At 38.8% G+C, this 25,428-nt stretch carries 21 protein-coding genes and 2 pseudogenes; 2 read left to right on the plus strand and 21 right to left on the minus strand.

Features of this window, described 5'->3' with window-relative positions:
• Positions 1-320: 320 nt before the first annotated feature.
• The 7 genes from ACQKKK_RS13210 to ACQKKK_RS13240 are packed head-to-tail and all read right to left on the minus strand — an operon-like array spanning position 321 to position 6,664.
• A complete protein-coding gene (locus tag ACQKKK_RS13210; protein ID WP_427616602.1) occupies positions 321-1,328 on the minus strand; it encodes a histidinol phosphate phosphatase domain-containing protein in 1,008 nt (335 codons plus the stop codon).
• On the minus strand, positions 1,322-2,110 hold the full coding sequence (locus ACQKKK_RS13215) for a DeoR/GlpR family DNA-binding transcription regulator (RefSeq protein WP_427616603.1): 789 nt from the start codon (positions 2,108-2,110) through the stop codon (positions 1,322-1,324). The genes ACQKKK_RS13210 and ACQKKK_RS13215 overlap by 7 nt, the downstream gene beginning before the upstream one ends.
• A complete protein-coding gene (locus tag ACQKKK_RS13220) occupies positions 2,107-3,111 on the minus strand; it encodes an ABC transporter ATP-binding protein (RefSeq protein ID WP_427616604.1) in 1,005 nt (334 codons plus the stop codon). Before ACQKKK_RS13220 ends, ACQKKK_RS13215 begins: the two co-directional genes overlap by 4 nt.
• Positions 3,108-3,887: an ABC transporter permease gene (locus tag ACQKKK_RS13225; RefSeq protein WP_427616771.1), complete on the minus strand. Its 780-nt coding sequence runs from the start codon at positions 3,885-3,887 to the stop codon at positions 3,108-3,110. The genes ACQKKK_RS13220 and ACQKKK_RS13225 overlap by 4 nt, the downstream gene beginning before the upstream one ends.
• Positions 3,884-4,720, minus strand: a complete 837-nt coding sequence (locus ACQKKK_RS13230; protein ID WP_427616605.1) for an ABC transporter permease — start codon at positions 4,718-4,720, stop codon at positions 3,884-3,886. The genes ACQKKK_RS13225 and ACQKKK_RS13230 overlap by 4 nt, the downstream gene beginning before the upstream one ends.
• 29 nt (positions 4,721-4,749) lie before the next feature.
• Entirely contained in the window at positions 4,750-5,568 is an 819-nt protein-coding gene (locus ACQKKK_RS13235; RefSeq protein WP_427616606.1) for an alkaline phosphatase family protein, read from the minus strand.
• Positions 5,558-6,664, minus strand: a complete 1,107-nt coding sequence (locus ACQKKK_RS13240; protein ID WP_427616607.1) for an ABC transporter substrate-binding protein — start codon at positions 6,662-6,664, stop codon at positions 5,558-5,560. The genes ACQKKK_RS13235 and ACQKKK_RS13240 overlap by 11 nt, the downstream gene beginning before the upstream one ends.
• A gap of 1,253 nt (positions 6,665-7,917) precedes the next feature.
• Here ACQKKK_RS13240 and ACQKKK_RS13245 point away from each other — a divergent pair.
• A pseudogene (locus tag ACQKKK_RS13245) lies at positions 7,918-9,262 on the plus strand (sodium-dependent transporter).
• Positions 9,263-9,532: 270 nt separating this feature from the next.
• Here the strand turns inward: ACQKKK_RS13245 and ACQKKK_RS13250 are convergent.
• The 11 genes from ACQKKK_RS13250 to ACQKKK_RS13300 form a co-directional block, all read right to left on the minus strand.
• Entirely contained in the window at positions 9,533-9,655 is a 123-nt protein-coding gene (locus ACQKKK_RS13250; RefSeq protein WP_427616608.1) for a hypothetical protein, read from the minus strand.
• Positions 9,656-9,755: 100 nt separating this feature from the next.
• Complete coding sequence (locus tag ACQKKK_RS13255; RefSeq protein ID WP_427616609.1) at positions 9,756-10,760, minus strand: 2-hydroxyacid dehydrogenase; 1,005 nt, start codon at positions 10,758-10,760, stop codon at positions 9,756-9,758.
• 32 nt (positions 10,761-10,792) lie between these two features.
• Positions 10,793-11,551, minus strand: a complete 759-nt coding sequence (locus tag ACQKKK_RS13260) for an SDR family NAD(P)-dependent oxidoreductase (protein ID WP_427616610.1) — start codon at positions 11,549-11,551, stop codon at positions 10,793-10,795.
• Positions 11,552-11,555: 4 nt separating this feature from the next.
• Entirely contained in the window at positions 11,556-13,073 is a 1,518-nt protein-coding gene (locus tag ACQKKK_RS13265; RefSeq protein ID WP_427616611.1) for an FGGY-family carbohydrate kinase, read from the minus strand.
• Between the two features lie 12 nt (positions 13,074-13,085).
• Positions 13,086-14,348 carry a PTS galactitol transporter subunit IIC gene (locus tag ACQKKK_RS13270; RefSeq protein WP_427616612.1) on the minus strand — a complete coding sequence of 421 codons (1,263 nt, stop codon included), beginning with the start codon at positions 14,346-14,348 and terminating at the stop codon, positions 13,086-13,088.
• Positions 14,349-14,474: 126 nt separating this feature from the next.
• On the minus strand, positions 14,475-15,020 hold the full coding sequence (locus ACQKKK_RS13275; protein ID WP_427616613.1) for a glycerol-3-phosphate responsive antiterminator: 546 nt from the start codon (positions 15,018-15,020) through the stop codon (positions 14,475-14,477).
• 100 nt (positions 15,021-15,120) lie between these two features.
• Complete coding sequence (locus ACQKKK_RS13280) at positions 15,121-15,897, minus strand: class I fructose-bisphosphate aldolase (RefSeq protein WP_427616614.1); 777 nt, start codon at positions 15,895-15,897, stop codon at positions 15,121-15,123.
• A gap of 390 nt (positions 15,898-16,287) precedes the next feature.
• Entirely contained in the window at positions 16,288-17,562 is a 1,275-nt protein-coding gene (locus tag ACQKKK_RS13285) for a dicarboxylate/amino acid:cation symporter (protein ID WP_427616615.1), read from the minus strand.
• Between the two features lie 428 nt (positions 17,563-17,990).
• The gene (locus ACQKKK_RS13290; RefSeq protein ID WP_427616772.1) at positions 17,991-19,640 is read right to left on the minus strand and encodes a thiamine pyrophosphate-dependent enzyme; all 1,650 of its coding nucleotides are present in this window, start codon (positions 19,638-19,640) and stop codon (positions 17,991-17,993) included.
• 69 nt (positions 19,641-19,709) lie between these two features.
• A complete protein-coding gene (locus ACQKKK_RS13295; protein ID WP_427616616.1) occupies positions 19,710-20,882 on the minus strand; it encodes an LL-diaminopimelate aminotransferase in 1,173 nt (390 codons plus the stop codon).
• 365 nt (positions 20,883-21,247) lie between these two features.
• Entirely contained in the window at positions 21,248-21,376 is a 129-nt protein-coding gene (locus ACQKKK_RS13300) for a hypothetical protein (RefSeq protein WP_427616617.1), read from the minus strand.
• A gap of 253 nt (positions 21,377-21,629) precedes the next feature.
• Between ACQKKK_RS13300 and ACQKKK_RS13305 the strand changes: the two genes are divergently transcribed.
• Positions 21,630-22,388: an IclR family transcriptional regulator gene (locus tag ACQKKK_RS13305; RefSeq protein WP_427616618.1), complete on the plus strand. Its 759-nt coding sequence runs from the start codon at positions 21,630-21,632 to the stop codon at positions 22,386-22,388.
• A gap of 546 nt (positions 22,389-22,934) precedes the next feature.
• On the opposite strand, the pseudogene ACQKKK_RS13310 reads toward ACQKKK_RS13305, so the two are convergent.
• The 3 genes and pseudogenes from ACQKKK_RS13310 to ACQKKK_RS13320 form a co-directional block, all read right to left on the minus strand.
• Positions 22,935-23,382: pseudogene (locus ACQKKK_RS13310) on the minus strand (cation diffusion facilitator family transporter); the annotation flags it as partial.
• A 103-nt stretch (positions 23,383-23,485) separates the two neighbouring features.
• Entirely contained in the window at positions 23,486-23,758 is a 273-nt protein-coding gene (locus ACQKKK_RS13315) for an HU family DNA-binding protein (RefSeq protein WP_098371861.1), read from the minus strand.
• 149 nt (positions 23,759-23,907) lie between these two features.
• Positions 23,908-25,425 (minus strand): cobyric acid synthase, encoded by a 1,518-nt coding sequence (locus tag ACQKKK_RS13320; protein ID WP_427616619.1) that lies wholly within the window; start codon positions 25,423-25,425, stop codon positions 23,908-23,910.
• Between the last annotated feature and the right edge of the window lie 3 nt (positions 25,426-25,428).

Raw genomic sequence — 25,428 nt, forward strand, 5'->3', positions numbered from 1 at the left:
ACTCTATTAAAATAAAAAAATGTTAATTTAATATTATAAATTTGTATTTTTATCATTAATGTTCTTTAATAAATTGGATTACCTCAAGTAATTCATTGTCATTTTCTAAAACAAAAGCAGATGTGTCGTAATAAAAAGTATCTGTTTCATCCTTAGGCAACTAACGTACCCCTTTAGGTTGGCCTAACAGCAGCTTGTGTTGGAAGAACACTGTTATCGGCCACGTATATTTGGCCGTTACAATTTGTAGCTAAAGTCGCTGGATCTTCAATTCGTGCTCTTACTTTTAAGGGGCGGAGGTTCTCAAAAAAAGACCCATTTTACCCGATCTGTACTAAGTTTCTTTCTCTTTGATGGAAGGTTGCTAGATGTGAGGCGCCTAATTGCTGCAACATTTTCTTGTTCTCTGCAACATATTTTCCAAGGTCATCTGGATAGTGTGAATCAGAAGAAAGGGTAATCGGTATACCTTGGTTAACAATTGTCGATAGAAAATCAATGGATGGGCACATTTCTTTGGCCGGATAGCGATAGTATAAACCCGCATTTACTTCTGTGGCGGTATTCGTTTCCTTTAATGCAACAGCAATGCGTTCATACCATTTTTGATTAAAAGATTCATTGTTTACTTTGAAATTAAATACTTTTAAATTATCTAAATGTGCAACAAAATCAAACATGTTTGAACGGATCATTTTTTCAACTGTTTCATAAAAACGAGTGTATAGCTCTTCTAAAACATATTTTTCAAAGTGAGATGCGGTTTGTGGGTTATCAAATCCCCAGCCATCCACATAATGAATAGAACCAATTACATAGTCCCACGGTTTTCCTTCTAAGAGTTCTTCTAGCTCCTGTTCTTGCCCAACAAAATAATCCGCTTCAATTCCTAACTTTAATGAGACACCTTCTTTTTCCCAGCGTTTTTTTGCTGCTACAATCGCTTCAACGAACTCATCCATCTTTTCAGTCATAACATTTTTTATCCAATACGATTGTAATTCACCAATTGAATCGTTCGGATCGAGATTTAACGCCTTTTCAAAATAATTTTTCGTTTCTTTAAAACGATACAAATGATCGACAATACCTACTTCTTTCAATCCAATTTGTTTCGCTTTTTTTAAATATAAATCAATCCACTCTTCGCCGTAACAACCACCATTCAGTCGTTTTTGCAACTGATTCACTTGATTCTCAATTTTTTCTTTCGAGCCGTAATCTTGCACTTCATTTAACTGAAAAGATCCAAGGGCTTTCGCCGTACGTTCAAGCCAATTAAAAGAATACGGGCCTTCTTCTAAATGTACATGATAATCGATTAGCATTCTGATCGACTCCTTTTTGCTATTATCCAACTTGTATACCATTTTTTCCATTCTTTCGGACAAGGCTGATTACTAATCACTTCATCAAAATGGCTTGCATCACCAAATGAAAAGAAAGACGGAATACCTATTTTTGATGAATCTACAAGTAAAATATTCTTCTTGCTTCTTGCCATCATTTTAGCTGAAACAAGTGACTCATCTAAATCATAATCATAGATTGTATCTGCAACAATTCCACCGCAGGATATAAACGCTTTATCCATATGCATATGACTTAACCATTCCAACGTCATTGCACCCGAGACAGAGGATTGAGCAGGGTTTGTAAAACCACCTAACAAAATAATCTTGCCCGTCACACGCTTCTCTTCAATTGCTTGGTTAAAGCGATCTGCTGCTGCAATTGAATTTGTCACAACAGTCAAATTTTGAACATTTTGAATTAAATCAGCGATATGAAATGTGGTCGTTCCAACATCAATCGCAATCGTATCACCATCTTCAATACGTGATATCGCTTCGAATGCAATTTGTTCTTTTTCTGCACGATTGATATCGAGTTTCCGTAAGTAAGCTTGTTCTTTTTCTAATGTTGTATATAGAACTGCTCCTCCGTGCACTCGAGTTATCTGTTCCAGTTCTTCTAACTCGGTCAAGTCTCGACGAATCGTTTCTGGTGTAACAGAAAACTTATTTGCCATTTGTGCAACTGATACGCGTTTCTCCTCATTCACCCATTGAATAATTAAACGATGGCGTTCTTCCTTTAATTGATTCATGATAAGGCGATTACATCCTCTGGTTCTACGAATAATTGATATTCCGTACCTTTTTCAAATGTAGAGGCACGATGATGCAATTGTTCAGTCGTAAATTGCATATCGTCCGCATGAAAATTTGTACGAATCACATTTCCATTCATATTAGAATCGCCAGCAATTGCACTTAATTTGTAAGAGGAGACCTGAGCTTGTAAATGAATAGATTCTGGACGTATCGCATATTTACCTGCGGAAAAATCTATATTTTTCCCAATTATTTTGCCTAGCTGCTCTTTTGAAAAAACATTGTATCGTCCTATAAAATTGGCAACAAATTCGGTTTTAGGATGTGTGTAGATTTCAGATGGTGTTCCTTCTTGTGCAATTTTTCCATTATTCATGACAAAAATACGATCGGAAACAGACATGGCTTCTTCTTGGTCATGTGTAACAAGAATCATCGTCATATCCAGTTCACGTTGAATCGCCCGAAGTTCGACTTGTAGATGTTTACGAATTTGAGCGTCAAGCGCACTTAAAGGTTCATCAAGCAATAATACTTTCGGACGAACGACGAGCGAACGAGCAAGCGCGACACGTTGCTGTTGACCACCGGAAAGTTCATGTTGATACGCTCCTTTCTTCTCTTGTAATCCAACGAGGTTTAACATTTTCCCTACTAGCTCTCCCACTTCAGTTTCTGTTTTTTTGAGCATCTTTAATCCAAACGCAACATTTTCATATACGGTCATATTCGGAAATAATGCGTATGATTGAAATACCATACCCACTCTACGGTTTTTAGGCGGAACTTTCTTCATATCTTTCCCATCAATCATCACCTGACCGTCAGTCGCATCTGTTAGTCCAGATAATATGCGTAAGATAGTACTTTTCCCACAACCACTTGGTCCAAGTAACGTGACAAACTCGCCATCTCTAATGTTCATATCAATTCCAGAAAGAACTTTTGTATCTTGATACTGTTTATAAACGTCTTTTAACACTACGTAACTCATGTGCGTGTCATTCCTTTCGATCTTTTAGTTAATGTCGCCATTACTAGCGTCAAAATCCCCATCAACACGATGTATACGAACACAATTGCACTCGCAACATGACCACTTGTACTTAATTTTGACATTAAATAAATTTGAACTGTTTCAAATCGAGAACCTACAACGAGGTTTATCAAAACAAATTCGCCAAATAAAACAGAGAATGATAATAACGCTGAAACAAATAATCCAGGATAAACCGATGGAAGCAACACTTTACGAAAAGCTTCCATTTTTGAAGCTCCTAGTAATTCCGCCGCATCCATTAATTGACGGCCTTGAACATTCCGCAAGCTATTTCGTGTTCCTTGGTACATATATGGAAGCACGCTAATGACATAAACCCCAATCACAGCGAGGATCATCGGTAAACTAGTTCCTGAATAAAACCGAATTAAACCAACTGCTAAAATAACACCAGGGAAAGCATACACCATCACAACACTTGCCTGAAACCACTTTTCTAACGATGGAAAGTATAATACAATCACGAAAATCGCCGGCACAATAAACAATATAGAAATGAAAACTGCACTACCTGAAAGAAGAACAGATCGTCCGAATGCTTCCATAAATCTTGTATCTTGAAATAACATATTAATCCATTCCAACGTTAATCCTTCTGGTAAAATGGTTTTATTCCATTCCGTTGAAAATGCATACAAAGCGGTCGCTAGAATTGGTAGGGCTAAATATACACCGATCAGAATGAGCATGACGATTGTAAATTTTTTCATCGTTCCGACAAACCCTTTCTCGTTTTCTTGGTGAGCCATTCACTAAGTAACATCCCGATAATCATGATTACACCAAGTAAAACGGCAATGGCACTCGCCAATTCTGGTTGAGCAAAAATATCCCCTGAAATGAGTGCACCGATACGAATTGCCGCCAAGTTAAAATTACTCCCTGTTAATGCGTAAGCAGATGCATATGCACCTATCGCATTAGCGAACAATATAGTGAACGTGCCCGCAATACCGGGAAATAAAATAGGCAGTCCGATTTTTTTCCAAAATGTAAATTTAGAAGCTCCTAATAACGCAGCTGCATCTTTCCATTGTTGCTGAATACCGTAATAAATCGGATATAAAAGCATGATTGAGAGCGGGAGTTGAAAGTAAACATAAATGAGCAAAAGCCCTGACCAACTATAAAGAGAAAAAGATAAATCCCAACCGAAAGAATCAAGCGCTAATGTAAAGATCCCGCTATTTCCAAGTAAGACGATAAATGCAAAAGCGAGTGGTACACCCGCAAAATTAGAGGTCAAATTGGACAAAATCAATAACCGTTCACGGACCGGTTCAGGAAAATAAGTCATCGAATACACACCTAACAATGAAGCGACTAACGCGACGAATGCTGAAACGACTGACAAAGCTAAACTGTTTTTAAACCCTTGTAAAATATAAGAACTTGTTAACACTTCTTGATAATGTTCTAAAGTAAACCCTTCACTATTTGAAAAACTACTCATCAACATGTAAATGAGTGGTACGAGAAAAAAGAACGTCATCAACAAAGCGAACGGGACTAGTATGAGAAGTACTCTTTTATTTCGATTCATAATCATGATGTCTCCCTTTATTTTATTGACTAGACCCCAGGTATGATGAGAGGGACCATCGCTTCTGATGGATCGATTCCGAGTAAATGGCAAGCAAGTGGCGCCACTTGTAACTGTGGGATAATTTGATCCTGTACAACCGGCTTCACTTTATTCGAAGCAATAAATAACGGAACATGCCGATCATTAGTCGTATTCCCACCATGATTTCCATCACTTGTCATTCCGTGATCGGCTGTCACGACAATGTTGTATCCAAGGTCCATCCATTCTGGCAACGAAAGTGCCAATAAGGCATCTGTTGCTAAAACGCGATTTCGATATTGAACAGAATCTCCTGTAAATTTATGTCCATCATCATCTACATTCATCGGGTGAATATAGAGGAAATCTGGTTTCTTTTCTGAAACGAGCCACATAGCTTCTGCGAATAAATGGTTATCTGGATAATGATCTTCAAAGTAGAACAGACCATTTTCAATCGGTGCATCTTTATCTAATTGAATTCGATCCAATTCAGGACGAAATGGAGCATGATTATATAGCTCGCTTACCCAATGGTAAGCAGCTGCAGCAGTTGTCTTCCCGCTACGTCTTGCTAAATGAAACAGACTTTCTTGTGTTGATAAGCGAACAACTCCATTGCCAACAATTCCATGGACTAAAGGTGGCGTTCCAGTCAAAATCGTTTCATATAGTGGCCGAGATAAAGAAGGGACTTCCGATTTCACTTCATAACGCGCGACTTTTCCTTGTTCAACAAGATGTTGCATAAAACCCATATGAGAACACGCTGTATCATAACGTAACGCATCTACAACGATCATAATTAAGCGATTATTTGACATGGATTAACACCTTCTCTTGCCACATTTGAGGAATCTGTTTCGTTGTTTCTTCCCAAGCCTTTTGATCGCCAACTGGTTGGGCATTTTTATACATGTTATCCGGCAATAGAAGAGATTGAACTTCTTCTGATAATTCAACATTTTCACGAATTGGACGTGCATACCCTTTGGCTAAATTTTCTTGACCCTCATCTGAAAGAATGTATTCACGAGTCAACATAGCAGCATGCGGGTTTTTCGAATATTTATTAATGATTGTGGCATAACCAGATGTAACAGATGCCTCTTTTGGAATCAATACATCAAATCGTGCTTCATCAATTTGTTTGCGATAACCTAGTGCATTAAAGTCCCAAAGTAAAGCAACATCAATTTCACCTTTTTCTAGATTAGCAACACTTGGCTCACCAGCAGATAAACGACCTTGTTTCGCTAATTCTGCAAAGAAGTCAATACCCGGCTGAATATTCTTTTCGTCTCCACCGAAAGCATAAGCAGCAGCTAATATAGCAAATTGTGCTTGGTTTGCTGTTAGAGCATCACCAATACTAACTGTGTAATTACCATTTTTTATATCTTCCCAAGAAGTCGGAGCCGATTTTACGTTATTTTTGTCTGTAATAATTGCCATCGTTCCTGTATAGCCAACTACCCAGTCTCCGTTATCATCTTTCGCCCAATCTGGAATGTCATCCCAATAAGACGTTTTATAGGGAATCGTTAAGTCTTGTTGCTCTGCAATAGGTCCAAAAGCTATTCCAACATCACCAATATCAGCTGTTGCATCTTTTTTTTCTGCTGCAAATTTTGCTAATTCTTCTGCACTCGACATATCTGTATCAGTATGTTGCACATTATATTTTTCACCCAATTCACCCCAAGTTTCGACCCAGTTTGCCCAAGTATCCGGCATCCCAACCGAATTAACTTTGCCTTCTACTTTTGCCTTGTCTTCTATCTGTGTCAATGTCAATTTGTTATAATCTTCTTTTTCTCCTGCACTTGATTCTTTAGTAGTATTATTTGAACATGCTGCTAACATTGACATAGTCATTGCACCGATTATTCCCTTTTTCCAATAACGTTTCCAAGACATTTTGGATTTCCCCCTAAATATGTTTGTTTTTGTTTTGTTTCACACTATGAATATACAAAACAAATTTTAAGCAAACATAATTCCAACACTAAGCTTTTGTAAATTTCAATTTACAGAAAATTCACATCCAACATTTTATAATTTCTTACCTTAGCGTGGTGTCCGCAGGACTGGTACTTATTACTTTAGTCATGTGATGAAAAACTTAAAATCTGTGCCTGTCACTCCCCCATGTTTACTAGGTTTTGTCGACAGAATAATTCGAGATAATTGATGAATTCTTCTTTCTTTCAAAAACACCACAAAGGCTCAGTCTTAAGACTGAGCCTAATTTATCAGTATTCATAAGTGGTGTAGCTTTAGAATAAAGTTCGATTAAAAATAGATTGCTAATTCCTATTTGGAAGGTAATACGAAGACTACATTTTGAAAAAGGATTGAGCAAAATGTAGTCTTTTCTTGTGAATAGTTATGGAGTTTTTTATAAAAAAGTTCGATCATTTCTGTTATTTTTATGTCACTAATGCCCTCCATTAGTTATTAAAAAAAGCTACTCATTTTTTAATACGTTTAATAACTCGTTCAGCCAATTGTAGATTATGGTTTAAATGGCTATTTTGTCACTGTTTTCATATGGATAAATATGAAGTTTAATTAAAATGAGTCATTTACACCTTTCTGTGCCCCTGATTACAGATTATCGGGGTACTGGGTTTAACTAGATGGTATTTAGATAGACGTTGATATTTACGCTCAAAAGAAAAGAAGCATTAATATTGAAAGTTTTTCTTGCTGACTTGTCCGAGTAATTCCCTCGTGAGCCATACAGTGCTAATGATGTTTTACAAATCATGTATTACGATTTATAGAAACCTTTAAAAGAGATGAAATAAAAAATATGTTTCTCGTATCATTAAGAATGCCTGATACAATATCCTATTTGAAAAGAAACACTCCTAATATATCAGGAGTGTCAAAAGCTCAATATATGTACACTTAAAATGAACAATATGTTCAGAATAATAAAGACAAGCTACCACTTTAGGCGTTATTTTGCACCTGTATGAATTGTTATAAATAGATATAAAAAGGGGCTGTCCCAAAAGTCATTGAAAATGACTTTTGGGACAGCCCCTTAGGGTGGTACCGCGTGAACAGCCACGTCCCTATCGTAGATAGAGACGTGGCTGTTTTGTCTTTTCCTTTGTTTTACAAAGGACAGGACCTAATAAAAATAGATTGGATTGATAATCATTCAAACATCAGAGCAATGGTCATCGAAGATTGGTTTTAATTTATCAGCAGCAGGATCAGCTATAGGAGTAGGCGCAATATGGAAGCTTCCTTATGTAACTGGTATAAGTGGTGGAGGCGCATTCTTTCTTCTATTAATTTTATTTTCATTGTTTATAGGTTTTCCATTGTTATTAGCAGATTTGTAATTGGCAGAAGCACACAAAAGGAAGCAGTTAGTGCTTATCGCAGTTTGGCTCCTAATAGTAATTGGCATTGGATTGGAAAGTTAGGGGTATTTACTTGTTTTCTTTTATTGTCTTTTTATAGTGTAATTGGTGGTTGGATTGTTATCTATTTTGTAAAAGGTTTATTTGGCGGAATAATTAGTGAGGGCGCAGATTATGGATCGGTCTTTAACGGGACGATAGGAAATCCTATCTTGGTGATTGTAGCTCAATTTGCATTTTTGGCGATTGCAGTTTTAGTTGTAGCAACAGGGATTCAAAATGGCATTGAAAAAGTAAATAAAGTTTTGATGCCCGCTTTATTTATCCTATTTTTTGTTCTAATCATTCGCTCACTAACACTCGATAACGCTATGGAAGGTGTGAAGTTCTTTCTAGCACCTGATTTCTCGAATATTTCATCTCAAAGTATTCTGTATGCTATAGGTCAAGCTTTCTTCTCCTTAAGTGTCGGCGTATCAGTAATGGTGCTTAAAGTTCATATCTTTCAAAAAAAGAAAACTTAATTCAACCGGCTATTTCAATCGTTACAATGAATTTATTCATTGCTTTATTAGCAGGATTAGCAATCTTTCCAGCTGTATTTTCACTAGGTTTAGAACCAGCTGAAGGGCCTGGTTTGTTGTTTGTTGTACTGCCTGCTGTGTTTGATCAAATTGTTTTTGGAGAAGTTTTCTTATTAGGTTTTTTAGCACTATTTTTATTTGCCACATTAACTTCGGCTTTTTCTATGTTAGAAATAATTGTCGCATCTCTAATTAAAGGGAAAGTGGAGAAGCGAACAAAATATGCATTTATTATTGGTGTTTTAATTTTTGCAGTAGGAATTCCCTCTTCATTATCCTATAGTGCGTTTGCTGATATTTTAATCTTCTCGAAGAATTTATTTGATTCAGCCGATTATTTAGTTAGTTTATTTTAATGCCACTAGGCGTGTTTTTTAATCTCTATTTTCGTACCACTTAAGATTAAGAAAAGCACATTACGTGAGGAACTCTTACAACATTCTCGTTTAGGGGCAACTGCATTTAATATTTGGTTTATTATATTGAGGTTCATTATTCCTTTAGTAATTATCATCGTATTTCTTGATAGTACTGGAATACTAAAAAAATAGTTGCACTTTTTTAGTATGAAACGACTGAGTGATTATTAAAAGTGAATCAACAGTGCTGAAAGCTAGCAGAAGATTCTGTCTAACTTCGGCACATTAATATAAAAACTAATTACAAAATCACAAGGAAAGAATCCATTTTGATTTATCTTTTTCAAAATGGATTCTTTTCAGTTTTCTGTAAAATGCAGGCTCTTCCAATATTTTCAATCAAGCTTTATTTCAAAGCCACGTTATAAAGTGAATTACCAACTATTTTGAGGTGAAATTCCATTAACCTGCTATTGTATCGAGATAATTCCCCCATTTTACTTCCTTTGAATCTCCTTTTTTAAGGTGTAAATCAACGACCTGTTTTAAAAAAGATTTATCAAACGTTTTCTTAACTTTACCCATAGAAAAATCCCCTGTATAACAGACAGATTAGTGTGCTTTCTTCTTTCTGTCTACTATGGGGGAATCACATAAAATTACCGGGGTTCTTTCTTATAAAGGGTCATGATTTTTTCTTATTCCACTCCAACAGCCGTTCCGCCAATTTTTTCGGCGTGTTTCGAAAGGCATCATTTGTACTTCCAGCCATATGCGACGTGATTGTCACATTGTCAAGTTGAAGGAATGGACTGTTGTCTCCTAAAGGCTCATGATCAAAGGTGTCAATGGCTGCTCCTGCGATTTCATTATTTTGTAATGCTTGAATGAGATCGTCTTCCTTAATGAGGCCTGACCTCGCCGTATTGACAATTATAGCTGTGTCCTTCATTTGTTGGAAGTGCTCGTAACAGATCATATTTTTTGTCTCTTCAGTTAGTCGTCCATGCATCGAAACGACGTCAGACTGTGCAAGTAATGTGTTAAGATCAACTTGTTCGAAGTTGTTTTGACCTTTATAATACGGATCGTAGTATATGATTCGTGCATCGAATCCGCTTAAGAAACGTCCTACGAGTTGTCCGATGTTTCCAAATCCTATTAGACCGATCGTTCTTTCTTCGAGTTCCGGGACGAAAGCTCCGTTAGGAAAGTCTTTGCGCCATTTGCCTTGTTTTAAAGAGGCGTGTGAACGGGCTATGTTACGAATTTCTGATAGAATTAAACCGACTGTAAATTCAGCGACGCTACGGGCGTTGCGTCCAGGTGTATTGATGACTTCAATATTTCTGTCTTTCGCCAGTGCCTCATTGACATTTTCCGTGCCACCACGCAGGACACCTATCAACTTCAAGTTACTAGCGGCAAGGATTAATTTCGTGTTTATAGGAGCAAATTGCGTAATGACGATATCAAATGTCTCGATGTCCTCAAGCAAAGAATCGGGTAGCTCCACAACTTCGCTGCCTCCATTTTCAATAGTTAAGTTATCATTTTGCAGCTGTTCTAAACTCTCATGTGTCCATTCACGGACAGTTACGTCTATTCCAGCTTCAACCATTTTTTTTAAGCCCTGTATCATCATATCTTTTGTAATAAATAAATCTGCAATCGCTAAGCATTTCACCATTTAACACTCCTTATCCATCATTTTTTATACTTTTAGCGCATTAACATACCGCCTGTGGCATCTAGCGTCGCTCCAGTAAGGTAGTTTGCTTTTTCAGAAACTAGGAAGCTAGCAATGTCAGCGATTTCTTTCGCTGTAGCAACCCGACCAAGTGGAATACGATTGACGTAATAGTCTTCATTCTTCTCAAGTGATTCTCTGATCATGTCGGTCTCAACAATACCTAATGCAAGGTTATTGACATTTATAGCATTCTTGGCAAGTTCACGAGCGAGTGAAATCGTAAACCCGACCATCCCCGCCTTGCTTGCGGCGTAATGAGCGTGACCAGTCGTCGACCCATGAAAAGCAGCTTGCGACGTGATGTTTAAAATTTTTCCAGGTTTGTTTCTTTCAAGGCAATGATTGGCAAAAGTTTGACACGTTAGAAAAACGCTAGTCAAATTGATTTCAATCGTTTCATTCCATTCCGCTAAGCTCATATCTTTTACATAGCTCGTTGGCCACACCCCGGCATTATTAATAAGCAAATCCACTTCACCAAAATGCTCGATGCTCTTATGAATTAGCTCAACAGCTGTATCGGCGTGGGCCAAGTTTACTTGAAAGGAGACTGCTTCGCATCCGAGCGACTTAATCTCCTCAACCACTTCTTGTGCTTTTGTTTGATTGCCTTGGTACGTTAAGACGATGTTAGCACCTTCATAAGCTAAGGCGAGGGCGATTTCACGACCTACCCCTCTTGATCCGCCAGTGATAATTGCCGTTTTTCCTTGAATACCTAAATCCATAGTATTAAATACCTACCTTCCATATTTTCTCCATGTGTTTCAGGGTTTCTTTATACCGATTGTACTTTTCAGCATATACTTTTGCTTTATCAAGATTCGGTTTAATAATACGCTCAACATTCACCATTTTAATAGACGCTTCTTTAATAGAACCATAGTGTCCATTCATTACAGCGGCACACATTACTGTTCCCAGTGTACCGTGTTCTTTTACTTCAACAATTTCAAGAGGGATTTGCAGGGAATCCGCAAATATTTGAAGCCATACATCTGATTTTGTTACTCCCCCGGCAATGCGTGAGGAGACTGGTTTATCGCCATATTTAAGCAGACGCTCAATATGATGCATATGACCAAACACGATTCCCTCGTATACGGCCCGAACGAAATGCTCCTGCTTATGCCAACTATTCATGCCAATAAAACAAGAAGTGGCATTTGGTACCGTGTTCGACCCGAACAAGAAAGGGAAAAAAAGCAAATTACTGTCCTCCGGCCCAGTTGAATCCACCATTTCATTGCAAAGATCATACACAGACCTCCCTTGTTTCTCATACTCAAGCTTTTCTCCGACCATGAACTTATCAATAAACCATTCAAGATTGCTAGCTGATGTCGGACTCGCTTCAGTTGTGAGCCAATATTCAGGCAAACAGTAAATTGACGTCATGAACAAATCTTTATCAATGACTGGCTTTTTTGTGATGTACTCATTAATGCTCCATGTTCCAGCAACGATACATAGCTTATTTTCTTCCACAAGACCGGATGCAATGGCTGACGCGGCAATGTCGAAAAGCCCTCCAGCAAGCGGAGTTCCTTCTTTTAGCCCAGTTGCTTCCGCAGCTTCTTTTGTAATGTAGCCGCACACATCCGTTGATTGTTTAAGTGGGGGAAGCTTCGGCAGAATCTTTTGTAACCCGAAGAAGTCGAGCAATTGCTCATCAAAACATTGATCTCTAACATTCAATAGGCTCGTGCCAGAAATATCGGTCAACTCTAAGTATGCTTCTCCTGTCAATTTAAAGCGCAGAAAATCCTTAACCATGAATATATAATCTGTCTGATCAATTACTGCTTGCTCATGTTCTTGCAACCAAGCTAGCAATGCTACTGGCTGACCCGCCCAAACGGATTGCATAGTTTTTGGAAGTACTTCAGTCTCGAAGCGAGGATCTGCATACCATTCATCTATATACTTCTTCGCCCGATTATCAGTAGAGATGATTCCGTTATAAGGTGATCCTCCGTCTTTTGTCGCTAAATAAAGACCGTTTCCGTGACCGGTAATGGATATACCAACAATTTGCCCTGCATCTATTGCCGATTTCCTTAACACTTCTTTAATTACCTTGACGTTTGCTTCCCATAGCTCATCGATATCTCTTTCCGTATGAAATGGCTTCGGCATTATCATTTTTGTTTTTTGCGAGGCAATCTCCACTTCTTTTCCAGATAGTGTGTATAAGGCTGCTTTTGTGACTGTGCCACCATTATCAATTCCCAGTAAATAATTCTCCATTATCGTTCCTCCCTATGCAAAGAATGACGCGATTTTAATCAATAACCATCCAAGCGGAGTCGAAGCTCCACCGACTAAGTTAGCGAGTTCAGTAGTGTTGCTAATATTGTCTGGTAAGGAGACATTAGCCAATTTTGCAGCTTCTGTAAATGCGCCCGAGATATCCGTCCCAATATAGAGAACCATAGTCATGATGACGATTCCAGTAATATAAAGGCGGACCATATTATGTTTCAGGAATGGTGAACACATCGCAAATAGAAATGAAAGCGATGCCAAATCAGTGAATGGCAATAAACGATTACCTGGAAGGATTACTGCGAGTACAAGCGCAGTTGGTATCATTAAAAGTCCAGTTGCCAGAACTGCCGGATGAGCAATGAGTAGCGCTGTATCCATTGCTATGTAAAATTCACGGTTCGGAAACCTTCTCTTCAAGAACGCTTCCGCTGCTTCGCGGATAATCGATAATCCTTCGACAAGGACGTCAACCATTTTAGGTAAAAGTACCATCACCGCACCGACGGTCACCCCGAGCGTCATCACTGAGCCAACGTCAAAGCCGGCAAGAATTCCAAGCAAGACGCCGATAATTGCCCCTAGTGTTAAAGGTTCGCCGAACACACCAAACTTCTTTGTAATGGATTCAGGGTCCGCCTTAACATCGCGCAACCATGGAATGCGTTCAATGATCCAGTTGATGGCTATCCCGAACGGAACAAACACCGCGGTCGTCCCATGTGGAAACGATACACCCTTTAAGTGAAAGTCAGACTGAATGCGTGGAGCAGTCAAATCACCAATAATCAAGACAATGACAAAATGAATCAGTGCTGCTAAGGTCGCAATCCATATACTATTTGTCATACTATAAATAAGTGCACCTGTAACCATGAAGACCCAGAAATTAAATATATCAATATTAACAGTTTTTGTTACTTTAAAGAATAGTAGGATGATATTTATAAGAATGATTCCCGCTACGGCAAATGGTACGATAGGCGTCCCCCAGCCTATCGCCGCTGCTACAGGCCATCCAGGGTCAATGACTGTCAGTTGCAAATCAAATCGGGAAACCATCGCTTCAGCAGCTGGTCCCATGCTTTCAAGAAGAAGTGTGATAATTAAGCTAATACCGACAAATCCAATACCTACAAGCATGGCTGCTTTAAAGGCACGGCCAATTGTCACTCGAAAACAGAGCGCCATGATAAAAAATATTATCGGCATCATCACCGAAGGACCTAAATTGATAACCCAATTAATCATTTCCATGCAAACTCCCCCTTTTTCCTTCTTTTTAAAACAAAAAAACCACAAAGAACGACAGCTTAAACTCTGTCAACTTTGTGGGGACTCTCCATGATTTTATACCCATTCATGCTATTTTGTTGTATTTGTTTACCAAAGTTCTTTTTGACTCGTCGTCACAGCTGAAAATCCGGCGCGAAAGACGGTTTCAATCTTATCTTTTGAATCAAGGAAACCACCTGCAAGTAAATGAGTGTTTGGTATTATTGACTGAATTTGGTCAACATAATGAATCGCGAACGGACCAGGTAAAACCTCAACTCCATCAAAGTTACTATTCTCTAAAGATTTCAAAGCTTGTTCTAGTGAACGAGAATCAAGTAGGAAAACTCGGTAAATTGCCAGTAAATCAAGCTTCATAGCTGTGTTCAATACACGTTGGTTCGGCGAAATGACCCCATCGACCTTGAACATTTCCTTTAACCACTTGACACCCTTTGCATCCTTCGTTAATCCTTCAATCAAATCTAAGTGGACTAACACTTTCTTCCCTGCTTGATGACACCGTTTCGTCAATTCCTTTAAATTCCCGATATGTGCTTCCGATAGCAATACGTACTCCGACTTACTTGAGAGCGCACTGTCCAAATCTTTTAATTGTCTTGTTGATGGAATAACAGTCTGATCTGAAAACATCTCGACCACCCTTTAATTTAGCGCTTACAACACCCAATTGTAAAATGTTACTAAAAAAGTGTCAAGTCATGTTCTTACACATTGTATGTGTAGCATGGTTTCAATACGCTCTGTATGTTTCATACGCTTCCTCTACTGTACCATTCCCGTGAATGATTACATTCAGCGCGGCTACGACACCTGCTGGCTTTTCATTTTGCGTAATGTTGCGACCAACAGCTACCCCTTTTGCACCGACATCCATACAGTGTTTTACAAACTTGAAATAGTCTAGAATATGTTCAGTTTTTGGTCCTCCCAAAGCAAGAACAGGCCTTTGAGCCATCTTTATTATTTCTGCATCACCTGCTTCCCCTGAAAAGCGTGTTTTGATAATATCAGCACCAAGCTCTGTACCAAGGCGTGCCCCAGTGGCTATCACTTCCGGAATATTGGAATCCTCATTCGTAACCGCGTATCCAAAAGGCAATGTCTCACACATAAATGGCATGTTCCATTGATCGGCATCACGGGCTATATTCCAGGCAATTTGATGTGAGGTTGCTTCGTTTGCTGCACCAGGAAAAGTCATTGAGATAATGCCGTCTGCACCAAGCTTTAGTGCATCCTCAACGGTTATCAAACCAGTTGTATTGGGTACACTCGAATCGAACACTCCCGTCGATAAATCAGCGCGGACAAGCATGCCCAAATTTGCAAATGAATTTGTGTAAGTCTTTGCCATACCATACGTGACAAGTACTGCATCAAGACCATTTTCAATCATCTTTGGTAATTCGGCAATAGTACCATCAATGCCTCTGGTATTCGTCGAAAAGTAAAAGCCATCAAGCGCTAGTGTGATTGACTTCCCATCCTCTGCAAATATGTTTGCCATTCTCCTTGTTTTTGGCATGTAATCTCCCCATTTCTATATAATGAACGAACAAAAAATCCCCACAAAGAATCGACAGCTATCTGTCGACTTTTGTGGGGATTCGCTTAGTCACATACCCAATTGGTCATGCTATTTTGTTGTCCGTTTTATGATAACTCAATCATATGTGAACTTAAGTTTTCTGTCAAGAGTATTTTTGAAACCGCTTTCTATTGTAGGTTAATCGTTTTGCTATTTTATATCAGATCCCCCTTTTAAGAAAACACGGTCCTTTTTTCGGGTACCTTAGCTTATTATTTTCGGCGAAAAAATTATTCCTTTCTATTAAAAAATGTCAACCATCAAAAAGCTAACCTTTACTGCCTGGACATTGGTTTTTTATTATATGAACTATTTTGTCATCGTTTGGGCCGTAATATCTACTAAGGGCTCATTATAGTCGCTATGCTTCTTCTCGCTCTTATCAACAACGGCTGCCCCCACGATATCACCGGTGACGTTACATGTTGTAAAGACCATATCCGTCAGAACGTTCACTCCTGCTGTCAGACCGACAATCTCAATGGGAAGGCCAGCCTGCGTAAAGACGATGGACATGCCGATCAGCCCGGCTCCAGGTACGCCAGCCGTTCCAACGGCAGCGAGTGTTCCTGTTAAAATGATGCCAATGATCATCCCAAGGCTTAAATCGTAACCGACTATATCTGCGGCAAATACAACGCCTACACCAAAATGAATGGCTGAGCCGTTCATGTTAATAGTTGCGCCAACGGGCAAGGTAAAATTTGCTACCCGATCGCTAATTTTGGCTTTTTTGGCCGCTTTGAGAGTAACAGGAAGAGTGCCAAGGCTACTGCACGTGACGAAAGCAGTTATTATAGCTTCGCTAATATTTTTAAAAAATTGCAGGACAGGCACTTTAAACACCAACAAAATTAGTGGAAAAATAATAAACATTTGAATACCGACACCGAGAAAAGAAGCAGCGACGTATTTCCCTAAAGATAGCAGTGTTTCGAACCCTTGATTTCCGATAGAAGTAGCCGTAATGCCTAACACCCCAATCGGAGCATATTGAAGAATACCATTTAAAATTCGGAATGTTACTTCACTTCCAGCTGCTGAAAAGTTTAATAACAACTCACCTTTGTCTCTCATTCCGTTCTCCTTGGAATGCCTCATGAATGAAATCGAAAAACCAACCACAAGCGCTAGAAACACTACACTCAAAATATCACCATTAGCTAGCGACTGAAAAATATTCGACGGTACAATATTAAGTAAAACATCTAACGCTGATGGGGCATCGGGAACTTCAAAATCTGCATCTCCTGGCATATTTAACCCTATCCCTGGTTTAACCAGTTTTGCGATCCAGATACCCAACATCAGTGCAAAAGCTGTTGTCAACAAATAATAGGGGAATATTTTTCCGCCAATCCTGCCCAGCTCTTTCGGGTTGGAATTGTTAACGGATACGATTAAAGTTAACAAAATAAGTGGTACAACAATCATTTTAAGAAGCTTAAGGAAAAGCGTCCCAAAAGGTTCCAATACACCGGCCGACTGACCGAATATTAATCCAATAATGACACCGAGAATAAAGCCAGTCGTGATTTTTAATATAAATGATTTCTCTTTATACCAACTCCATAGTTGAAACATTAAATCCCCCCTATATTAAATTGAATGAAGATAGTAGTTCATTCTTGTTCAGTGTAATTCGGACTGAAACTCAACATATAAGAAGCTATCCTTATATCCACATTTTTTCGGACTCTTGAATATGGTTTCATCAGCTTCATTTCCAGCTTCTTAAGCATTAAAATAATTTTTGAATTTTTATAGTTTCATACCTTTTAGCAAGACTTAAAGTAAATGGTGAGGATATATATCGATAATACAAGATTTGGATTAAAAGCCAGCTACCCTTCAGGGGAAAACCGGCTTTTACATTTTTGAGGTGGAAGAATTAAGGACTCTAGGTGAAAACTAAGGAGTTTTATTATCTTTAAATTATCAATATATCTAAGATCCAGAGGGTTTCCCCAACAGAAATCGTTTCTATATACAAGAGTAATTATTTTGGCTTTCTATGCTTTTTGCATCGACTTTTCTCTGATAGAGTCAATGGTCGATTGTACAGAAATCTGCTGAGGGTTTGTCATGATTTCAATAAGTGTTACTCCTTTAGAAAGAAGTGCACGCTCAAGGGAGTATTTAAATTCTTTGTGCGTGGTTACTCTAAAACCTTGCGCACCCAGGGCAGTCCCGAGAGATGAAAAATTCACATCACTTAACTCAGTGCCGATAACTCTCTTTGGATAATGCATTTCTTGATGCATACGAATCGTTCCATACATACTATTGTTAAATACAAGTGCGATAACCGGAATATTGTAACGGACTGCCGTTTCTAACTCTTGTGCCGTCATCATAAAACCACCATCACCTGATAATGAAACTACTGTTTTATCCGGCTTTGCCAGTTTGGCACCTACAGCCGCTGGAAAACCATATCCCATCGCACCAGATGTTGGACCAATATATGTTTTGGAACGTTTAAAGGAATAAAAATTGTGTAACCAGCTTGCAAAATTACCGGCATCATTTGTAATAATTGCATCTTCTGGAAGTATTTCTTGTAGAATGCGAATGATTTCTTTATTATCTACACTATGCTCCTTCACTTCATCCACTCTGACACCTGCATGTTTATAAATTTCATGCCTCTCATTTGCCCATTTAGACCAGTTTCTTTTGACCTTCATCTCAAGCAATTCCTCTAGTGCCTCTCTCGCATCAGCAACAATACCAACATGTGGACAATACACCTTACCGAGTGTCTCCTCGTCAATATCAATATGAACCAATTTCTGTTTTGGGTTTAAAATGCTATAATCCTGTGTTGTAACTTCGGATAAACGTGTGCCAATTGCCAACACTAGATCAGCTTGACGAAGAGTATCGAGTATCGGAGCGAATGTGCCAAGTCCTGAGTGACCGACATATAGCACATGGTCATTAGGAAACACATCATGACGGCGAAATGACGACATTACTGGAATCTTGAATTCTTCTGCTAGTTTACGTAATGCCTGTTCTCCATTTGCTGCAGATACACCACCCCCAGCAAGAATCACCGGGCGTTCTGATTGTTCAAGTAATTGTTGAACGAATACAATCTCTTGATTACCTGGACGTGGTGCCGGAACTTGAGTAACTGGTCCAAAACACATTTCCGCTTCTGCTACGAGAACGTCTTCCGGAAGAGCAATCACAACAGGCCCCGGTCGCCCGCTCTTTGCGATACGGAACGCTCGCTGCACAAGTTCTGGCATACGCTCTACGTCTTTAATTTCCACGGTCCATTTGGCAATGTGTCCGAAAAAACGATCCAAATCTACCTCTTGAAAACCTTCTCTGCCTCGGAATTTGCTATGGACCTGGCCTAAGAAAACAACCATGGGCGTAGAATCCTGGTAAGCGGTATGAATTCCAATCGCTAAATTGGCACCACCTACCGCCCGCGTTGCCATGGCGACACCCGGTTTACGTGTCGCTTTGCCGTATGCCTCAGCCATAAAAGCGGCACCGCCTTCATGTCGTGTAGAAATCAATTGAATGCTTTCCGTTTCATAAATGCTATCCATCAAAGGCAAATAACTTTCTCCCGGAACACAGAAAACATGCTCAATCCCTTCCAGCTTCATACATTCTACAATAGCACGTGCTCCATTCATCACTTTCTCCATTTTTCCCACTTCCTCTGTTTTCAATATTCAAAACTGCATTTTATATTTAGCACAGAATTATACGTTAATCGTTATTTTTGTTTTAATTCGATGAATTGCTTCGTACAACCTTTCAGTCGGCACGGATAAGGAGATTCTGAAATATCCCTCTCCGTATTCTCCAAATGCTACACCCGGAGTTACAATTACACCGGCTTCTTCAAGCACCTTGGTTGCAAATTCGCTAGAAGTGTATCCTTTTGGTACAGATGCCCAGATAAAAAAACTTCCTTTCGGTGTATCCGATTCAATGCCTATTTCCCGAAGCGCCGCAAGCATTCCTTCCATCCGCTCTCTATAGATATGATTGTTTTCATTTACGCAATGTTGTTCAGACTCCAGTGCAGTTGCAGCAGCTTTTTGAATCGGAAGGAACTGACTCGTGTCCATATTACTCTTCACAACAGATAGCGATTGAAGAGCTTCCTTATTTCCTACTGCGTACCCAATTCTCCATCCTGTCATGCTATATGTCTTTGAAAGTGAACCAAACTCAACAGCGACCTCCTTTGCACCCTCTACCTGCAGAATGCTTGGAGCTGTATAATCGTTAAATGTAACCATTTGGTAAGCAGCATCATGTGCAATTACCATGTTATTACGTTTCGTAAAATCCACGGCTTTCCGGAAAAAATCTAAATTCGCTACAGCGGCCGTTGGGTTTCCCGGATAATTCAAAAACATTAGCTTCGCTTTTTCGACTTTTTGCAAGGGAATGGATGTAAAATCCGGTAGAAATCCATTTTCCTTTAAAAGGGGCATAGTATAAGGAATACCATCGGCTAGATACGTAGCCGATTGATATGTGGGATATCCTGGGTCTGGCAGCAATACAGCATCCCCTGGATCAATCGATGCAGTAATAAAATGAGCAATTCCCTCTTTTGAACCGATTAGCGCAAGAATTTCCGTCTCTGGGTCCAAGTCAACATTAAAACGGTTTTTATAAAATCGGGCCACCGCTTTTCTGAATTCAAGACAACCACTATAACCAGGATACTTTAAATTTTCCGGGTCTTTCATCTCCTCAATCAATCGATCTACTATGTGCTGTGGAGTGGGCAGATCTGGACATCCAATCCCTAAATCAATTATATCTACTCCTTGCTTAAGTAAGTTTTGTTTCTTTTTATTGATCTCATTAAACAAATAAGGAGGGATATTCTTAACACGCTTCGGTTTTATAAACATTTGTTCTCCTTTCTATACAAGCATTTTTTCTTATTAAAATGTAAATTTTATATTTCTTTAAATCCTCTTGGTAAAGCTTAGAATTGAAAGCCCTTTCATTCAGATCCGATTTTATTCACATAGGACGTGGGGTTCTATAAGGGCGTATTTCTCCTCTTGATAGCTGGAGTAATTTAATCGTGCTGCTCTGTGTTTACAGCAGATACAAGATGACCATCTTTATTATAAGCACGGTCTGCACAGGTTTCTTTGTAGTACTGAAGTTCCTTTCTCTCCTGTTACTTTATGTAACTTCCTAACCGGTTTCATAAATATAGGAATATCAGAATGGACCCTAATTCCATTGTCAACAAGCACCTTTTTCATTACAAAAACAAAAGAACGCCTATGTCCCTTTTTTCAAAACCAAGTAAAGAGGGAAAGCTAGTATCAACACCCAGTGCGACAATCGAATCGGCATGATAAAAACTCAAACGTTCATAACCTATAAACACCAAAGCCTCCTTGTTCGTTTCAATTATTGAAACGCCATTTCTTTTTTTGTAGATAAACTTATTTTAAACAAAATAAACTAAATATTCAAATATTTTTTAAAATAATAGTATGTATTTTTTTGTCTCGACATTTCATTCATTATTAATGAAATTATTTTTATCATAATATTGCAAAAAAATCGTTTCTATATTTGAAACACCATTCAAAATATGATTAAATATTTGATAAGTATAGACTGATAGGAGGGTAAACATGAACCAAAGTGTAATTAAAGGACTCAGGTTACTGGATTTTTTCTTAGAAGGAAAAAAAGAGTTAACACTTAGTGAACTAGCAACAAAATCTAATATGCCAAAGCCATCAGCCTACCGATTCCTCACATCTCTGGAGGTCAGTGGTTTTTTAGTAAAAACAAAGAATACCGAACAGGATGTTCGCTACCGTCTGGGTCTAAAACTGCTTGAATTAGGTAACATAGTTTCAGAACATTTAGATTTGCGTACCATTTCATTACCCTGGATGAAAGAACTTTGTGCCGACATTAATGAAGTTGTGCACCTGGTTATACTCGATGGTGATGAAGCTGTATACATTGAAAAAGTCGAAAGCAGCCAAGCGGTAAGGCTGCATACTAGGGTTGGGAAGCGTTCTGAATTATACCTCGGTTCCGGTCCCAAATTGCTGCTTGCTTATTTGCCTGAGACAGAACAGGGAATACTTTTGGAAAAAATGACTTTTACTAAACTGACGCCGTATACAATAAACAATAAGGACGTTTTATATAAGGAAATTGAACAAATACGGTGTAATGGATATTCAATTAGCAAGGGTGAGCAAGATGAGGAAACAATAGGCATTTCCTATCCTATACTTGACTATACTCACAAGGTTGTCGCGGCTCTTACTGTAAGTGGTCCAAACACAAGAATGCAGGAGAAATTTGAAGAAACCATTCGAAAGAAAACAAAAGAAGCAGCCAGTCGAATTTCCCATGAACTAGGATATATATAAACTAACATTCTATAGAATAGAACAGATGGGTTAACTTAAAATAGCAGATGAACTTGGTGGAATGAAGGGGAATTTGTCAGTATTCAAAATAAATTGGATACAGGTATAGCACGTAATTCTACAAAAGGACAATTGGTCACGTTCCATTAACAAAACCGTCCTCCACCTATTCAGTAGTATATGACTCCTTTCGTTATTGCTAAAAACAAAACTGGCTTTCACCTTAAACCCATTGAGTCTGTAGAGGATGCGGATAGGATACCAGAATTATAGGGGATTTTAGTATCGCACCTTTTCTCTCTTGCCCCTCATTTAACCAATACTGTATGGAACAACTTGTATATTACCGGTAAATAGATAGCCACCTTGTTCAACCTTTTTAACTTTTATTATCTGAGCACAATAACTGCTTATGTCCACCAAAATGACGTATTGACTCCATAAGAAAAAGAGATGCGGAACAGCTCCAAATAAAGTATTCTCCTTTTAGTTCATTAAGGAAAAAGATTTCAGTTGAAGAAAGAATCTAACAACTTTAAAACTTCATCAATTTGGCTCAACATGGACATTAACATCGTACACGCCTGATCGTTAATCATAACACTCTCTACACGAGTTGCTATATCATGAGCTTCTTTAATTTCTAACATAGAGTCAACAAGGATTAATACATCTATTACTTCATTATTTTCGTAATTTCTCCCTTTAATTTCTTTTATTCCTTTGACACCATCCACATTTATGATTACATCCAAATAAAGTTGAATTTTATTTTCATCAAATCCATCTGAAAGTTCATGTGAAGCTTCTTTAGATATATTCCAAGCTGTTTTACATATTAATAGCCCAACAATAAAAGCCGTTAAAAAATCCAACCAAGGCATGTTTAATTGGGAGCCAAATATACCTATAGCTGTTCCTATACTTACCAAGCATCAGAAATATTATCTTTTGATGCAGTCATAACCACTTTACTGTTAATTTTTTTAGCGACATAAAAAAGGGAATTTCCTATTATTTAAGGAAAACCCCCGTTAATACCCAGTTCTATAGATAAAAAACTCTGGAGACTTTTCTCATCTCCAGAGTTTTTTTTTTTATTTAACAGCTTCTTTTAATTCCTTACCTGCTTTAAAAGCGGGTACTTTGCTAGCTGCAATTTGTATTTCTTCGCCAGTTTGCGGGTTTCTTCCTGTACGGGCAGCACGGTCACGCACTTCAAATGTACCAAAACCAACTAATTGGATTTTTTCTTCTTTAGCAAGTGTAGCCGTGATTGTTTCAAACAATGCATCCACTACTTTTTTTGCTTCGTCTTTTGTCAGTTCAGCTTGTGCTGCAACACTGCTCACTAATTCTGTTTTATTCATATGAACACCTCATCCTTTTATTTTGTATAAAGTATGTAGAGAAGACAACATAACATATCTTGTATGCCTCTGTCACTTATTATGGCTAAATAAAAGGAATTGTAGCTCTAAATTGATCTTTTTTGAAGAAAAAAGGGCTTTGATTAACATTAACTTTCTGCAGTTTCCAACTGCAGCCATTGATAGATGGTATCCATATCAATGTTTTCCTCCAAATGGGATGCCAAGAGATTATACGCTTCTTCCCTACGCTCTGAGTCGCTTCGAACGTTTTCCTTCACTTCCTCCAACCCCTTGTTCCGTCGAATTTGGTTAACTAGTAATCTAGTGAACAGGCGATTATGGAATATCCCATGAAGATATGTTCCCATTACTTTGTTGTCATTGGAAATGGCTCCATCCTCTCTTCCATCCTTCAATAAAAGAAAGGGCCTTACTTGCGACTTCAATGTCGTTCTGCCTAAATGTATTTCGAAGCCGTTAAGATTCATTTGACCTTCCATTATCCCGGCAGAAAGGACACCTTCCATTTGTACCGTTTTCTTTTCTGCTTGAAATACGGTTTCCACCGGAAGAAGCGAGAGCCCATCTGCGTTCTCACCGTCACCTTCGACCCCGTCAGGATCGAAAAGTTTAGTCCCTAGCATTTGAAAACCGCCGCATATACCAAAGATCACCGTTCCTTGTTCGCGCAGTTTGTTGATGGCCCCATCCAACCCCATACGATTCAACCACTCTAAATCTTCCATCGTGTTTTTTGTACCAGGCAAAATAAGCAGATCGGGATTACCTAACTCATGGACACTGCTTACTAGGCGGACACCTACTCCGGGTTCATCAAAAAAAGGATCCACATCTGTAAAGTTGGAGATCCGCGGAAATCTCAAGACGGCTACATCGATCGGAAACTCAGCCTTTTTAGGTTTTTTAAAACGCAAGGAAGAGAGGGCAAGTGAATCTTCCGCTTCAATATTCACGTCAAGATAGGGCAGCACCCCGAGAACCGGAATCCCGGTTTCCTTTTCCACCCATTCAATGCCATCGTCCAACAATTCACGCATGCCACGAAATTTATTGATGATGATCCCCTTTACACTATCTCGTTCATCTTTGTCCAATAAGGCAAGTGTCCCGATGATGGAAGCAAATACTCCACCACGGTCAATATCTGCTACTAAAATGACAGCCGCATCCGCGAGTTTGGCCATTCGCATATTTGCAATATCCCGGTCCTTAAGGTTAATTTCAGCTGGACTTCCTGCGCCTTCCAGTACGATGATGTCATATTCTTCTTGAAGTTTTTCGACCGATTTACGGATGATGGGCATGGCTTCCTGGACAAATTGGGACCGATAGCTTTTTGCATTCATATCAAGAAAATGCTTTCCGTGCACGATGACTTCCGAAACCATATCCTGCTTTGGTTTCAGTAATATCGGATTCATATCGGTCGTTGCCGTGATCCGTGCCGCTTCCGCCTGTACTCCCTGAGCCCGTCCGATTTCACCGCCATCCAAGGTTACATAAGAATTCAAAGCCATGTTTTGTGATTTGAATGGGACGACACGTAATCCTTTATTGGAAAATACCCGGCAAAATGCCGTACAAATCAAACTTTTCCCTACATCAGACGACGTCCCTTGTATCATGATGGATCGTGCCTTCATTAC

The sequence above is a fragment of the Peribacillus sp. NPDC006672 genome (assembly GCF_050274955.1).
Lineage (GTDB): Bacteria > Bacillota > Bacilli > Bacillales > DSM-1321 > Peribacillus.